General features: G+C 73.0%; 12 protein-coding genes. 8 read left to right on the plus strand and 4 right to left on the minus strand.

Annotated elements, in window-relative coordinates; genetic code table 11:
- The coding region (locus tag B2P18_RS11830) for a MarR family winged helix-turn-helix transcriptional regulator (protein ID WP_286959818.1) at nt 1-426 on the minus strand (426 nt) is incomplete at its 3' end.
- A 115-nt stretch (nt 427-541) separates the two neighbouring features.
- Here B2P18_RS11830 and B2P18_RS11835 point away from each other — a divergent pair.
- The 8 genes from B2P18_RS11835 to B2P18_RS11870 are packed head-to-tail and all read left to right on the plus strand — an operon-like array spanning nt 542 to nt 10,703.
- Nucleotides 542-1,351, plus strand: coding sequence for a crotonase/enoyl-CoA hydratase family protein (locus tag B2P18_RS11835; protein ID WP_286959824.1), 810 nt, complete (start codon nt 542-544; stop codon nt 1,349-1,351).
- On the plus strand, nt 1,348-3,387 hold the full coding sequence (locus tag B2P18_RS11840) for an acetoacetate--CoA ligase (RefSeq protein WP_286959828.1): 2,040 nt from the start codon (nt 1,348-1,350) through the stop codon (nt 3,385-3,387). The genes B2P18_RS11835 and B2P18_RS11840 overlap by 4 nt, the downstream gene beginning before the upstream one ends.
- Complete coding sequence (locus B2P18_RS11845) at nt 3,384-4,430, plus strand: 3-hydroxyacyl-CoA dehydrogenase NAD-binding domain-containing protein (RefSeq protein ID WP_286959831.1); 1,047 nt, start codon at nt 3,384-3,386, stop codon at nt 4,428-4,430. The genes B2P18_RS11840 and B2P18_RS11845 overlap by 4 nt, the downstream gene beginning before the upstream one ends.
- On the plus strand, nt 4,423-5,946 hold the full coding sequence (locus B2P18_RS11850; RefSeq protein WP_029211687.1) for an acyl-CoA synthetase: 1,524 nt from the start codon (nt 4,423-4,425) through the stop codon (nt 5,944-5,946). Before B2P18_RS11845 ends, B2P18_RS11850 begins: the two co-directional genes overlap by 8 nt.
- Nucleotides 5,939-6,820 (plus strand): amidohydrolase family protein, encoded by an 882-nt coding sequence (locus B2P18_RS11855; RefSeq protein WP_286959838.1) that lies wholly within the window; start codon nt 5,939-5,941, stop codon nt 6,818-6,820. Before B2P18_RS11850 ends, B2P18_RS11855 begins: the two co-directional genes overlap by 8 nt.
- A gap of 49 nt (nt 6,821-6,869) precedes the next feature.
- Nucleotides 6,870-8,012: an acyl-CoA dehydrogenase family protein gene (locus tag B2P18_RS11860; protein ID WP_286959847.1), complete on the plus strand. Its 1,143-nt coding sequence runs from the start codon at nt 6,870-6,872 to the stop codon at nt 8,010-8,012.
- A gap of 35 nt (nt 8,013-8,047) precedes the next feature.
- Complete coding sequence (locus tag B2P18_RS11865; RefSeq protein WP_286959849.1) at nt 8,048-9,238, plus strand: 4-hydroxybenzoate 3-monooxygenase; 1,191 nt, start codon at nt 8,048-8,050, stop codon at nt 9,236-9,238.
- Nucleotides 9,239-9,245: 7 nt separating this feature from the next.
- Nucleotides 9,246-10,703, plus strand: coding sequence for an aldehyde dehydrogenase family protein (locus tag B2P18_RS11870; RefSeq protein WP_286959851.1), 1,458 nt, complete (start codon nt 9,246-9,248; stop codon nt 10,701-10,703).
- A gap of 186 nt (nt 10,704-10,889) precedes the next feature.
- On the opposite strand, the gene B2P18_RS11875 is transcribed toward B2P18_RS11870, so the two are convergent.
- From B2P18_RS11875 to B2P18_RS11885, 3 genes are all read right to left on the minus strand, one after another.
- Complete coding sequence (locus B2P18_RS11875) at nt 10,890-12,224, minus strand: patatin-like phospholipase family protein (RefSeq protein WP_029211692.1); 1,335 nt, start codon at nt 12,222-12,224, stop codon at nt 10,890-10,892.
- A gap of 83 nt (nt 12,225-12,307) precedes the next feature.
- Nucleotides 12,308-13,093 carry a class I SAM-dependent methyltransferase gene (locus tag B2P18_RS11880; protein ID WP_286959859.1) on the minus strand — a complete coding sequence of 262 codons (786 nt, stop codon included), beginning with the start codon at nt 13,091-13,093 and terminating at the stop codon, nt 12,308-12,310.
- Between the two features lie 33 nt (nt 13,094-13,126).
- On the minus strand, nt 13,127-14,008 hold the full coding sequence (locus B2P18_RS11885) for an NAD-dependent protein deacetylase (protein WP_286960051.1): 882 nt from the start codon (nt 14,006-14,008) through the stop codon (nt 13,127-13,129).
- Between the last annotated feature and the right edge of the window lie 36 nt (nt 14,009-14,044).

Consider the following 14,044-nt stretch of genomic DNA (forward strand, 5'->3'; position numbering starts at 1 on the left):
GGCGGCGCGGCACATCTGCAGCGCCTCGGTGAAGCTCTCGCGCTGGTCCGGGTCGAGGTCCTTGACCATGTGCGCCTCGAGCTCAGCCACGGGCTCGGCCTGGCGCCGCAGCAGGGCGCGGCCGTCCTCGGTGAGGCTGATCAGGCGGCGGCGCCGGTTGGTCGGGTCCGGGTCGCGCCGGATGAGACCACGACGCTCGAGCCCTCCCACCAGGTCGGCGGCCGACTGGGCCCGCACGAAGGAGTGTCGGGCGAGGTCGGCGGAGGTCATGCCCTCCCGCCGCTCGAGCACCGTCAGTGCGGTGTACTGCAGGGCCGTGACACCGGACTCGCGGACGATCGCGTCCAGGTGCGCGCGCGTGACGAGCTCGAGCTGCTTGACGACGTACAGCAGCGACGGGGCCGGCGAGCGATCACGGTGAGTCACCCCGCCATTCAACCTCATCACGGAGCGCAGAATTCACCGCCGCACCCTTGCGCGCCGCCTGGCCGTCATGTCAGTATCAGGAAACCTGCTATTCAGCGACGAACAGGGAGAGCCCATGAGTTCCGGTGTCGTGCACGACGGTTGCGAGTTCCCAGAGACCCTGTCGCTGCGTCGGGAGGGTGCCGTCGGCATCATCACCCTGAGCCGCCCCGCCAAGCGGAACGCCCTGTCCGACCGCACGATCCTCGGCCTGGAGCGCGTCTTCACCAACCTGGCCCCCGAGGTCCGTGCGATCGTGCTGGACGCCGAGGGCGACCACTTCTGCGCCGGCCTGGACCTCGCCGAGATGGCCGAGCGGGACACCCTGGCGGGCGTGGCGCACTCGCGGATGTGGCACCGCGCCTTCGATACGATCGAGGGCTCCGCCGTCCCCGTCGTCTCCGTGCTCAAGGGCGCGGTCGTCGGCGGCGGCCTCGAGCTCGCTTCGGCCACCCACGTGCGCGTCGCGGAGCGCTCCACCTTCTACGCCCTCCCCGAGGGCCAGCGCGGGCTCTTCGTGGGCGGCGGCGGCTCCGTGCGGATCCCCCGCTTGGTCGGGGCGCACCGCATGGTCGACATGATGCTGACCGGGCGCCGCTACGACGCGGCCGAGGGCCACGCGGTGGGCTTCGCGCAGTATCTCGTCGACGACGGCGTCGGCCTGGACCACGCGCTGGGCCTCGCCGCGCGCATCGCGGACAACGCGCCGCAGACGAACTTCGCCGTCGTGCAGGCACTTCCACGGATCGCGGAGGCCAACCCGCGCGAGGGCTACCTGATGGAGTCGCTCATGGCCGCGATCGCGCAGGGCACCGACGACGCCAAGGGCCGCATGCGCGACTTCCTCGAGGGCCGCGCCGCCAAGGTCACCGAGGACGCGCGATGACCTGGCGCACCTGGGACCCCGGCACCCCCGTCCAGCAGGGCGACATCGTCTGGACACCCCCGGTCGACGTCCTCGAGACGAGCCAGGTCGGGCAATACCTCACCTGGCTGGCCCGCGAGCGCGGCCACCGCTTCACCACGCACGACGAGCTGTGGCGCTGGTCGGTCACCGACCTCGACGGCTTCTGGGGATCGGTGTGGGACTACTTCGAGGTCCAGGCCCGTATGCCGCACCGCGCGGTCCTCGGACGACGCGAGATGCCCGGCGCCGAGTGGTTCCCCGGCGCGACGCTCAGCTATGTCGACCACGCGCTGGGCCGACCCGAGGACGCGAGCACGGTTGCGGTCATGGGGCGTTCGCAGACGCGCAAGGACGTCGACCTGACCTTCGGCGAGCTGCGGGAGCAGGTCGCAGCAGCGCGGGACGCCCTGCAGCGCCTGGGCGTCCGCCGCGGTGACCGGGTCGTCGGCTACGTGCCCAACGTCCCCGAGTCGCTCGTCGCCTTCCTCGCGACGGCGAGCCTCGGCGCCATCTGGGCGAGCTGCGCCACCGAGTTCGGGCCCCGGGCGGTCATCGACCGGTTCGCCCAGGTCGACCCCACCGTCCTGCTCGTCGTCGGCGGCTACCGCTACGGCAGCAAGGACGTCGACCGGTCCGCCGAGGTCGCCGAGATCCGCGCCGCCCTGCCGACGGTGCAGCACGTCGTCGACCTGGAGTACGGCCCGTGGCGCGTCGAGGACGCCCGGTCCTGGCGCGAGCTGCTCGACGCCGCACCGGAGCCCGAGCGCGTCGACGGACTCGCGCAGGTGCCGACGGAGGCCGTCGCCTTCGACCACCCGCTCGTCGTGCTCTTCTCCTCGGGCACCACCGGGCAGCCCAAGGCCATCGTGCACGGGCACGGCGGCATCCTGCTGGAGCACCTCAAGAACCACGCGTTCTCCTGGGACATGCGCCCCGGCGACCGGATGCTGTGGTTCTCCACGACGGCCTGGATGATGTGGAACGCCCTCATCAGCTCGCTGCTCGTGCGCGCCGGGATCGTCATGATCGACGGCAACCCGCTGTGGCCCGACCTGGAGTGGCAGTGGCGGCTCGCGGAGGAGACCGGCGCCACGATCATGGGCGCCAGCCCCGGCTACCTGATGGCCTGCCGCAAGGAGGGGGTCGACCTGCGTGACCGCCGAGACCGCCTGTCGCTGCGCGTGATCGGCTCCGCCGGCGCGCCGCTGCCGCCCGAGGGCTACGCCTGGGTCGCCAAGCAGCTCGGCCCCGACGTGCAGCTCAACGTGGGCTCCGGCGGCACCGACGTGTGCTCCGGCCTCGTGCAGAACTCCCCGCTCGTGCCCGTGTGGGCCGGCGAGATCTCCGCGCGCTGCCTCGGCGCCGACGTCCACGCCTGGTCCGAGACCGGCGAGGATCTCGTCGGCGAGCTCGGCGAGCTGGTCGTCACCTCCCCCATGCCGTCCATGCCGGTCGGGTTCTGGGGCGACGACGACGGCGAGCGCCTGCGCTCGACCTACTTCGACCACTACCCGGGCGTGTGGCGGCACGGCGACTGGATCGTGTTCGCCGACAACGGTTCCTGCCATGTGGCCGGCCGCTCGGACGCCACCCTCAACCGTGGCGGCGTCCGCCTCGGCACCGCCGAGTTCTATCGCGTCGTCGAGGCGCTCCCGGGCGTCGCCGACTCCCTGGTCGTGCACCTGGAGGACCCAGAGGGCGGCAACGGGCACCTGCTGCTGCTCGTGAGCCTCGAGGACGGGGTCGACCTCGACGACGCTCTGCGCGGCACCATCGCCCGGGCGTTGCGAACTGCCTTGTCCCCCAGGCATGTCCCCGACGAGGTCCTCCAGCTTCCCGTCATACCGCGCAATCTCACCGGCAAGAAGCTCGAGCTCCCCGTCAAGCGGATCCTGCAGGGGCAGTCCCTGGAGCAGGTCGCCAGCCGCGACGCCCTCGCGGTGCCGACCTCGCTGGATCCCGTCGTGGCGCTGGCCGACTCGCGCCGCGCCACCGACCCGGAGGAGGGCCGATGAGCCCGTATGTCGCTCCCGGCGCCATCACGCGCGTCGCCGTCGTCGGCGCCGGCGCCATCGGCGCGGCCTGGGCAACCCTGGCCACCGCCCGCGGCCTGGACGTCGTCGTCGCCGACCCCGCGCCGGACGCCGAGGAGCGTCTGCGCAGCACCGTCGACCGCCAGCGCGAGCAGCTCCCGTCACGCGAGACCGGCGGCAGGACAGGCGATCTCACGCTCGTGCGGGAGGTGGCCGAGGCCGTCCGCGACGCCGACCTGGTCATCGAGGCCGGGCCCGAGCGGCTCGACGTCAAGCGCGAGATCTTCGCCGCGGCCGACGCCGCGGCCCGGCCCGACGTGCTCCTCACCAGCAGCTCGTCCGGACTGACCCCCAGCTCCTTCCAGGACGCGTGCACGCACCACCCCGAGCGCGTGCTCGTGGCCCACCCGTTCAACCCGCCGCACCTGGTGCCGCTGATCGAGATCGTCGGTGGCTCAAGGACGGACGCGGCTGCGGTCGACGCGGCCATGGCCACCTTCGCCCACCTCGGCAAGCACCCGATCCGCATCAACGCCGAGCTGCCCGGCCACGTCACCAACCGGCTCCAGGCGGCGCTGTGGCGCGAGGGCTACGACCTCGTCGCCCGGGGCGTCGTCACCGTCGCGGACGTGGACACGGCCATCGCCTCCGGGCCCGGGCTGCGGTGGGCGCTCTACGGCCCTTTCGCCACCCAGCACCTGTCGGGCGGGCCGGGCGGGATCGGCCACGTGCTCGAGCACCTCGGGCCACCGATGCTGGACTGGTGGGCCGACCTGGGGCAGCCCGAGCTCACCCCCGAGCTGTGCCGCACCATCGCCGCCCAGACCGACGACGCGATGGCCGGCCAGGACCTCGACGAGGTGACCCGCCGCCGCGACGAGGCGCTGCAGGCGCTGCTCGCCCTCAAGGCCGCGTCGGGCATCGACGCGCCCGCCGACACCCACCCGGCTGCCGGACCAGCTGCTGGATCAGCTGCCGGGCCAGGTCCCGGATCAGCTGCAGGACAAGGAGGTTCGCATGCGTGACGCCGGCATGGGCTCCTGGGCGCGTCGTCGTGCCCGGATGTCGCCCGACCAGGTCGCCTTCGTCCATCGGGGCGTGCGGACGACATACGGCCAGGTCCAGGACCGCTCCAACCGCCTCGCCCACGGGCTGCGCGCCCTGGGCGTCGAGCGCGGCGACCGGGTCGCCTATCTCGGGCTGAACTCCGTCGAGCTGGTCCTGACCATGCTGGCCACGGCCAAGCTCGGCGCGGTCACCGTGCCGCTCAACACGCGGCTGGCCCCACCCGAGACGGCCTTCGTCCTGCAGGACTCGGCCCCGCGAGTCCTGGTGTGGGACGAGGGTTTCGAGCAGGTCGTCGGCTCCGAGGACGTCGCCTCCCTGGGCGTCCTGACCGTGAGCGTGGCCGGCGCCGAGGGTCACCCGTCGTTCGCCGAGGTCCTCGAGAGCGGCTCGGACGAGGTGCTGGACGAGCCGGTGTCGCTGGACGACCTGTTCATGATCCAGTACACGTCGGGCACGAGCGGGCGCCCCAAGGGCGTGATGATGACGCACGCCAACATCTCCTGGAACGTCTACAACCTGATCGTCGACCTCGACCTCACCTCCCACGAGCGGTGCCTGCTCAGCGCGCCGCTGTTCCACACCGCGGCGCTCAACCAGCTGATGTTCCCCTGCTTCCTCAAGGGCGGCACGAGCTACATCGAGTCCTCGTGGGACGCCGACCGGGCGCTCGAGCTGATCGAGACCGAGGGCATCACCTGGATCTTCGGCGTCACGACCATGCTGCTGTCGCTCCTGCGCCACCCGCAGTGGGAGACCCGCGACCTGTCCAGCCTGCGCATCGTCCAGTCCGGCGGGGCGCCCCTGCCCGAGTCGCTGCTGCAGGCCTACCTCGACCGCGGGCTCATGATCATCCAGGGCTACGGGCTGACCGAGTCCTCCCCCGGCGCGACGATGCTGCGCGCCCACGAGGGCGTCACCCGCATCGGTTCCGCCGGCACGCCGTGCTTCTTCAGCGACGTGCGGGTCGTGACGCCGACCCTCGAGGACGCCGAGACCGGCACCCCCGGCGAGGTCCTCGTGCAGGGACCCAACGTCACCCCGGGCTACTGGCAGCGCGACGACGCCACCGCCGAGACCTTCGTCGACGAGGGCTGGCTGCGCACCGGCGACCTCGGGACGATGGACGACGACGGCTACCTGCGCATCGTCGACCGGCTCAAGGACATGATCATCTCGGGCGGGGAGAACATCTATCCCGCCGAGGTGGAACAGGCGATCTACACCCACCCCGCCGTCGCGGAGGTCGCCGTCATCGGGGTGCCCGACGCGCACTGGGGCGAGGTCGGTCGAGCGGTCGTCAGCCTCCGCGCCGGCCAGTCCGCCTCGGAGGCAGAGCTGCTCGCGCACCTGGACGGCCGGCTCGCGCGCTACAAGATCCCCAAGTCGGTCGTCATCATCGAGGAGCTGCCGCACAACGCCTCCGGCAAGCTCGTCAAGAACCGCGTGAAGGAGCAGTGGGGCCACCATGACTGAGCTCAGCATCGACCTCGACACGATCACCGCGATCGACGTGCACGTCCACGTCGAGTCCGACGGGCACGGTTGCCTGTCGCTCGACCAGGAGCTGATGGACGCCTCGGCGGCGTACTTCCGCTCGTCGGACAACCGCACCCCCACGGTCGAGTTCCTCGCCGACCGCTATCGCGAGCACGCCATGGCCGCCGTGGTGTTCACCGTCGACGCCACGACCAACCTCGGCCACCCGGGGATCTCGAGCGTGGAGCTCTGCGACCGCGCCGCGCATCACCCCGACGTGCTCATCCCCTTCGGCTCGGTCGACCCGCTCCAGGGCGCGGCCGCCGTGGACCTCGCGCGACGGCTGGTCCGCGAGCACGGGGCGCGGGGCTTCAAGTTCCACCCGTCGCTGCAGGGCTTCTCCCCCGACCACGAGGCGTTCTACCCCTTGTGGGAGGCCATCGAGGAGCTCGGCGTGCCCGCGCTGTTCCACACCGGGCAGAACGGCATCGGCGCCGGGCTGCCCGGCGGCCGCGGCATCAAGCTGCGCTACTCCAACCCGATCCTGCTCGACGACGTCGCCGCGGACTTCCCTGCGCTGCAGGTGATCCTGGCGCACCCGTCCGTGCCCTGGCAGGCCGAGGCGATCTCGATGGCCACCCACAAGGCCAACGTCCACATCGACCTGTCGGGCTGGTCGCCGCGCTACTTCCCGCCCGAGCTGGTCAAGGCGGGCGGCGGCATGCTGCGCCGCAAGGTGCTGTTCGGCAGCGACTACCCCCTGATCTCGCCCGAGCGGTGGATCGCCGACGCCGAGCAGCTCGGCCTCAAGCCGGAGGTCATGCCGGGGATCCTCAAGGACAACGCCGCCCGGCTGCTCGGTCTGCGCTGACCCGGCGACCCCGCTTCCGTCATACCGCCGATCCCCCTGGAGGACAACGATGTTCCGGTTGGACGAGGACCACGAGGAGCTGCGGGCCCTGGCCCGCGAGATCGCGACCGAGCAGGTCGCGCCGCACGCCGCAGCGGTGGACGCCGAGGGGCGCTTCCCCCGCGAGTCGGTCGAGGCGCTCACGCGAGCAGGGCTGCACGCCATCGGGATTCCCGAGCAGTATGGCGGTCAGGGTGCGAGCCTGCTCGGGTCCGCGGTCGTGGCCGAGGAGATCGCCCGGGCGTGCACCACGACCCAGCAGGTCATCGGGGGCAACGAGCTGTTCACCTGGCCGCTGCTGCTCGGCGGGTCCGAGGAGGTCAAGCAGCGCTACCTGACGCGGATCGCCGCGGGCGAGTGCCTCGGGGCGTTCGCGCTGTCCGAGCCCGAGGCCGGCAGCGACGTCGCCGCGATGACGACGCAGGCCCGGCGCGAGGGCGACCACTACGTCCTCAAGGGCACCAAGCGCTGGATCACCAACGCGGGCGAGGCGGGGCTCTACGTCGTCTTCGCGGTCACCGACCCGCAGGCGGGGGCGCGCGGCATCTCGGCCTTCGTCCTGGAGGCCACGGACGAGGGCATCGAGCTCGGTGGCCTGGAGCGCAAGATGGGGCTCAAGGGCTCCCCCACCCGCGAGGTCGTGATGCGCGACGTCCGCATCCCCGCCGACCGGATCGTCGGCGAGGAGGGGCAGGGGCTGCGGCTGGCCCTCGGGACGCTGGACCGCACCCGCGCGATCGTCGCCGCGCAGGCCGTCGGCGTGGCCCAGGGCGCGCTCGACGTGGCCGTCCGCTACGCCCGCGAGCGCCGCCAGTTCGGTCGACCGATCGGCGAGTTCCAAGGCGTGGCCTTCATGCTCGCCGACATGGAGATGCGGCTGCGCGCCGCGCGCCTGCTGACCTACGCCGCCGCGGAGGAGGCCGAGGCCGCCGGCCCCGACATGAGCGTCGCGGGCGCCACCGCCAAGTGCTTCGCCTCGGACGCGGCCATGGCCATCACCGTCGACGCGGTCCAGGTGCTGGGCGGGGCGGGCTACACCGCGGACTTCCCCGTCGAGCGGATGATGCGCGACGCCAAGATCACCCAGATCTACGAAGGAACCAACCAGGTCCAGCGGATCGTCGTCTCGCGGGCGCTCCTCGGCGCCCGGTGACAGACTGCACCCACGACCAGCAAGGAGGCTCGTCAATGACCGTCAGCACCACGCCCGTCGCGATCGTCGGGGCAGGACCCGCCGGGCTCATGCTCTCCCACCTGCTCGCCCAGCGCGGGATCGAGTCCGTGGCGATCGACACCCGCACCCGCCAGGAGATCGAGACCACCCACCGTGCGGGGATCCTCGAGGCGGACAGCGCGCGGATGCTCCTCGACGGGGTCTCCGACCGGATCCTGCGCGACGGCTACGAGCACGAAGGGGTCGAGCTGCGGCTGCACGGCCAGGGGCACCGCATCGACTTCCAGGAGCTCGTGGGCGCCTCGGTCTGGCTCTACCCCCAGACGGACGTCTTCATCGACCTGGCCGACGCCCGCGCCCGCGACGGCGGGGACGTGCGGTTCGGGGTCACCGAGGTGGAGGTCGACGGCGTCGAGACCGACTCTCCCACCGTGCGGTTCACCGACGCCGAGGGCGAGCGCCAGGAGCTGCGGGCCACCTACGTCGTCGGCTCGGACGGTTCGCGCAGCCAGTGCCGCCGGCTCGTGCCCGAGGCCCGCCGCACGGTCTACGGCAAGGAGTATCCCTTCGCCTGGTTCGGCATCCTGTGCGAGGCGCCGATGAGCGCCTCCGAGCTGATCTACGCCCAGTCCGACCGGGGCTTCGCCCTGATCAGCCAGCGCACCGACACCGTCCAGCGGATGTACCTGCAGTGCGAGCCCGACGAGGACGTGCACGCGTGGAGCGAGGACCAGATCTGGTCGGAGCTGCAGGCGCGCGTCGCCGGGGACGGCTTCGAGCTCAAGACCGGCCCGATCTTCGAGCGAGCCCGCCTCAACTTCCGCTCCTTCGTGCAGGAGCCGATGAGCCACGGCCGGCTCGTGCTGGCCGGGGACGCCGCGCACACCGTGCCGCCCACCGGCGCCAAGGGCCTCAACCTCGCCCTGGCCGACGTCAAGGTGCTGGCGGAGGTGCTCGAGCAGGCCCTCGACACCCAGGACGTCCAGGTGCTCGAGACCTACGGCCCGCGGGCCCTCGCGCGCGTATGGCGCTCGCAGAACTTCTCCTACTGGATGACCCAGATGCTGCACACGCCGCCCGGTGCGGACGCGTTCGACGTGCGCCGCCAGATGGGCGAGCTCGAGACCGTGACCTCGACCAAGCAGGGCCGCGCCTACGTCGCCGAGTGCTACACCGGCTGGCCCAACCACCCCATCGGAGGATGACGAGACGATGACGAGCGCGACGACGCCCTGGGAGGGCAAGGTCTGGTCCGGCGGCTGGGTCGACGGCTCCGGCCGGCCCGCCGACGTGACCGACAAGGCGACCGGCGAGACCCTCGGGCAGGTCGGGACCGCCACCACCGAGGACCTCGGCCGTGCCGTCGAGCAGGCCCGGGACGCCCAGCGAGAGTGGGCGGCGCTGCCCTATCCCGCGCGAGCCGCCGTGATGCACAAGGCCGCTCAGCTCCTCGAGGCGGCGCCGGACCGGCTCGCGCCGTGGCTGGTGCGCGAGGCGGGGTCGGGTCAGGGCAAGGCGGCCTTCGAGGTCGGGCTCGTCGTCGCCGAGCTCCAGGAGGCCGCCGCGACGGCCGCGGCGCCCTACGGCGAGGGGCTGCGCTCGGCCAAGCCCCGCCTGTCGATCGCCCGCTACGTCCCCTACGGCGTCGTCGGGGTCGTGTCACCGTTCAACTTCCCGGCGATCCTGTCGATGCGCTCGGTCGCACCCGCCCTCGCCCTCGGCAACGCCGTGGTCCTCAAGCCCGACCCGCGCACCACGGTCGCCGGCGGTATGGCGCTCGCCCAGCTCTTCGCCGACGCCGGTCTCCCGGCGGGCGTGCTGCACGTGCTGCCCGGCGGTGGCGACCTCGGTGAGGCCCTCGTGGCGCACCCGGACGTGCCGTGCCTGTCGTTCACCGGCTCGACGGCCGTGGGCCGCCGGATCGGCGCGACGGCGGGCGGACTGCTCAAGCAGGTGCACCTCGAGCTGGGCGGCAACAACGCCCTGCTGGTGCTGCCCGACGCCGACGTCGAGGCCGCCGCCTCGGCCGGCGCGTGGGGATCCTTCCTGCACCAGGGCCAGATCTGCATGACGACCGGGCGGCACCTCGTGCCCGCGTCCCTGGCCGAGGACTACGCCCGGGCCCTCGCCACCCGCGCCGAGCGGCTGACCATCGGCGACCCGACCGACCCGTCCAACGCGCTGGGGCCGATCATCGACGAGCGCCAGCGCGACCGCGTGCACGACGTGGTCACGCGCGCGGTCGACGCCGGCGCGCGGCTGGACGCCGGCGGCACCTACGACGGGCTCTTCTACCGCCCCACCGTCCTGTCGGGGGTGGCGGCGCAGAGCCCGGCGTTCACCGACGAGATCTTCGGCCCGGTCGCCCCGATCACGACCTACGAGTCCGTGCACGAGGCGATCGACCTGATCAATGCGAGCGAGTACGGCCTGTCGGTGGGCGTCCTCACGGGTGACGCGCTGGCGGCATACGAGCTCTCCGACCGCATCGAGACCGGCATGCTGCACATCAACGACCAGACGGTCGACGACGAGGCGGTGATCCCCTTCGGCGGGGTCAAGGCCTCCGGCAGCGGCGGCCACTTCGGCGGCGCCCGGGCCAACCTCGAGACCTTCTGCCACCTGCAGTGGGTGACCCTGCAGAGCCGGATCGCGACCTACCCCTTCTGACCGCGCTGGACGTGGTGGATCCGGCTGCGCCAAGCGCGCCACCCCCGCGCTCCCAGCGCGCACCCTGCACACTCCCCACCCATCCCCGTGCCACCCCCGCGCTCCCAGCGCGCACCCTGCACACCGGGTCGCCGCGCGGGCCCTGCTCGGCAGCAGCGAGCCCCGGCCTGCCGCTCAGCCCGCCGCTCAGCCGCTGCGCCATCGGCCGAGCACCGTGCGGCGGTCGGAGTCGCGCAGCAGTCGGCGAGCCACCTCGGGGTCGGCCACCTCGGGGTGGGGCGGGTCCAGCGCTGCGTCCACGGCGATCAGCTCGGGCGAGTGCTCGCGCACCAGAGCGTCGGTCACGAGGTAGCCGTGCCGCTCGAGCACCATCTGCTCCCCCGGCGTGAACGCGTCGAGGTCGGTGCGGATCGCGTTGACGAGCTCGACCACGTCGGGTGGATAGCCCACGACCTCGTCCAGCGCCCAGGTGGCGCCGGCGAGCTCGCCCGCGCTCATCGAGGAGTGCAGCCACCGCAGCCGCACCGAGGTGCCCCCGTCCGACGCGATTGACATGGTGCGCAGCATCTGGCCGAGCGGGGTGCGGGTCGTGCGGGCGCGGAAGACGCCGCCGCCGTCCGAGACGAGGACGGCGGCGTGGTCCTTCCACACCGGCTCGAGCCCGAGGTTGTCGTAGACGCCGCCGTCGGACAGCGGGATGCTGCGGCGGATCGCGTCGCGGGTCTCGGCCGCCTCGCGCCCCGCCACCCCGCCGCGCAGGTCGAGCCCGCGCCCGTCGAGGCGCCACGGCCCGAAGACGGGCGGGAACGCGCAGGACGTCGCCACCACGTCCGCCACCCGCAACCAGGGCGGAGGCGGGCCGAAGCCGAGCCGGTAGTCGCCCATCCAGCCCGCCGGGCGCACCGCGGTGGGGTCGTAGAACCGCCAGTCCACGCCGTAGGCCACGTCGGTCGCCCCCGTCACCGTCGAGGCGCCGACGACGCCCAGGTCACGCAGCGGCGTTGCCCACCAGTCGATCTCGCGCGCGAACCCGTCGGCCATGGCGCGCACGGCCCCGTCCTGGACCAGCCACCGGTCGGGCCGCAGCCGACTCAGCAGCGCGGGCGTGCGCACGTTGGTCGAGGCCAGCCGGCGCGCCGGTCCGGCCACCAGCTCCTCGAAGCCCTCGATGCGCGTGGCCCCGCCGTCCCCGCCGGCCCCGCTCGGCCACCCGAGCCGCGGGTCGCACAGCAGGTTGGCGATGATCGAGCCCCCGGACACCCCGGACACGGTGCGAAGGCGCCCGAGGATGCCCAGCTCGTCCAGCCGCCGCGTCGACCCGAGGTGGAACATCGCAGCCCGGAAGCCGCCGCCCGACAGGCACAGGCCCGTGCCGTGACGGTCGGCCCAGGGCACCTCGACGGGCTTGCCGAGGTCGATGCCCGGCCGCTGGTGCTTGCCCGCGTCGAGCTGGTCGGAGGCGGCGCGACCGGCCTGCGGTGGCGGGTCGAGGGGCGTGCGCCACGAGGAGGATTCGTTCACGGGCCCACCCCATCACAGACCACCGACAGACCGTGCCAGGCGCCGCCCTCGCGGCCACGGCCGAGCGGACGCTACCGCTCCCCTCACCGCCGGCGGGCGGTCACCAGCACGTATGGCGTGCTCCACCGCACCGCGCCGTCACCGTCGAGGTGCTCGGTGAAGGCATCGACGAAGCGACCCCGCAGGGCGGCCCGCTCGGCGGGCGCCAGCCCCTCCACGACGGCCACGTGCAGCGGCGACACGTGCAGGACCCAGTCCGCCGCACCGCGCGCCGACGCGAACTCCCAGTCGTGGCGCCGGTGCTCGACCCGGACGTCGTCGAAGAAGGGGGCCAGCCGAGACTCGGCGACCTGCTCGTCCGCCCAGGCGAACGGCATACGCTCCGGGGAGCACACCGACACGTAGGGGGCCAGGGGGCGGCCGAAGGGGTCGTCCGGCCACCGCTCCCAGGCGGTGTAGGCGAACAGCCCGCCGGAGCGGAGCATCTGCGCGATGGCGGCCGTGCAGGCCGCGGTGTCGGGCACGAAGGCGTGGCCGGCGCACGACGCGACCACGTCGGCGGGCCCCCGTGACGTGGCGCGGTCGGCCGTCGCCGGGTCCGCGAGATCCCCTGCCACCCAGTCGATCTGGTGGCCGGCGCGATCCGCGCGATCGGCGGCGAGCGCCAGCAGCTCGGGTGTGAGGTCGACACCGGTGACGGTGGCGCCGCGGGCCGCCGCCTGCAGGGCGACGTTGCCCACCCCGCAGGCGGCGTCCACGAGACGCGTGGCGGTCAGCCCACCGACCGCACGTTCGCACGCATCCAGCAGCGCCGCCCCCATCGGCAGCAGCCGCTCCCCCACCTGCGTGTAGTCGCCTCGTGCCCACATGCTGACGACCCTAGGCCAATTTGATAATAATTCTCAAACGAGGCCGAGCGGCAGGCCCGTCGCGTACTCGCCATCGACCACCGGACCGAGGTCGTCCTCGATCCCCAGCCGGCGGGCGAGACCGGTGAGCGAGGGCCCCAGCGGCGCATCCAGCTGCCAGGTCGCCTGGTCGTCCCCACGGGTGCGACCCCGGGTGATGATGCCGACGGGCAGCCCGAGCGCGTCCGCCCGCCGCACGAACCGGTAGCCGCTCATCACCTGCAGGCTCGACCCGAGCACGAGCAGCGCCGAGGCGGCCTCGACCCGGCGATAGGCCTCGTCGACCCGCTCCCGCGGCACGGACTCGCCGAAGAAGACGACGTCGGGCTTGAGCGCGTCCGACCCGCACACGACGCAGTGGGCCAGGTGGAACCGCTGGACGACGTCGTCGGGCAGGGCGATGTCCCCGTCCGGACGCACCTCGTCGCTGTGGACCTGGAAGTCGGGGTTGGCCTCGGCGAGGCGGCGCTGCACCTCCTCGCGGGAGGTGCGGTCCTCGCAGGTCAGGCAGCGCACGACCGTGAGGGTGCCGTGCAGCTCGAGCACGTCCCGGGTGCCCGCCTCCTGGTGCAGCCCGTCGACGTTCTGGGTGATCACGCCGTCCACCAGACCGGCCCGCTGCAGCGCGGCCAGCGCCCGGTGGCCGGCGTTGGGGCTGGCGCCGGTGAACCGCTCCCAGCCGACGTACGCCCGCGCCCAGTAGCGACGCCGCGCCTCGGGACCGCTCAGCAGCTCGGAGTACTGCATCGGCTGGACCCGCCGACGCCCGTCCGGCCCGCGATAGTCCGGGATCCCCGACTCGGTGCTCATCCCGGCACCCGTGAGGGCGACGACGCCGCCGTCGTGGACGAGCCGGGCGAGCTGGTCGAGGATCATGGACTGCACCCACCAAGTATGACGTCCGGCCCCGCC

Source organism: Arsenicicoccus sp. UBA2120, from assembly GCF_002330965.1.
In the GTDB taxonomy this organism is placed as follows: Bacteria; Actinomycetota; Actinomycetes; order Actinomycetales; family Dermatophilaceae; genus Arsenicicoccus; species Arsenicicoccus bolidensis.

What these genes read in the sequence shown, in the direction of transcription:
- B2P18_RS11880 (WP_286959859.1), bottom strand. Translation starts at nt 13,093, where the DNA reads ATGTGGGCACGAGGCGACTACACGCAGGTGGGGGAGCGGCTGCTGCCG.
- B2P18_RS11865 (WP_286959849.1), top strand. Translation starts at nt 8,048, where the DNA reads ATGACCGTCAGCACCACGCCCGTCGCGATCGTCGGGGCAGGACCCGCC.
- B2P18_RS11885 (WP_286960051.1), bottom strand. Translation starts at nt 14,008, where the DNA reads ATGATCCTCGACCAGCTCGCCCGGCTCGTCCACGACGGCGGCGTCGTC.
- B2P18_RS11850 (WP_029211687.1), top strand. Translation starts at nt 4,423, where the DNA reads ATGCGTGACGCCGGCATGGGCTCCTGGGCGCGTCGTCGTGCCCGGATG.
- B2P18_RS11860 (WP_286959847.1), top strand. Translation starts at nt 6,870, where the DNA reads ATGTTCCGGTTGGACGAGGACCACGAGGAGCTGCGGGCCCTGGCCCGC.
- B2P18_RS11845 (WP_286959831.1), top strand. Translation starts at nt 3,384, where the DNA reads ATGAGCCCGTATGTCGCTCCCGGCGCCATCACGCGCGTCGCCGTCGTC.
- B2P18_RS11870 (WP_286959851.1), top strand. Translation starts at nt 9,246, where the DNA reads ATGACGAGCGCGACGACGCCCTGGGAGGGCAAGGTCTGGTCCGGCGGC.
- B2P18_RS11840 (WP_286959828.1), top strand. Translation starts at nt 1,348, where the DNA reads ATGACCTGGCGCACCTGGGACCCCGGCACCCCCGTCCAGCAGGGCGAC.
- B2P18_RS11835 (WP_286959824.1), top strand. Translation starts at nt 542, where the DNA reads ATGAGTTCCGGTGTCGTGCACGACGGTTGCGAGTTCCCAGAGACCCTG.
- B2P18_RS11855 (WP_286959838.1), top strand. Translation starts at nt 5,939, where the DNA reads ATGACTGAGCTCAGCATCGACCTCGACACGATCACCGCGATCGACGTG.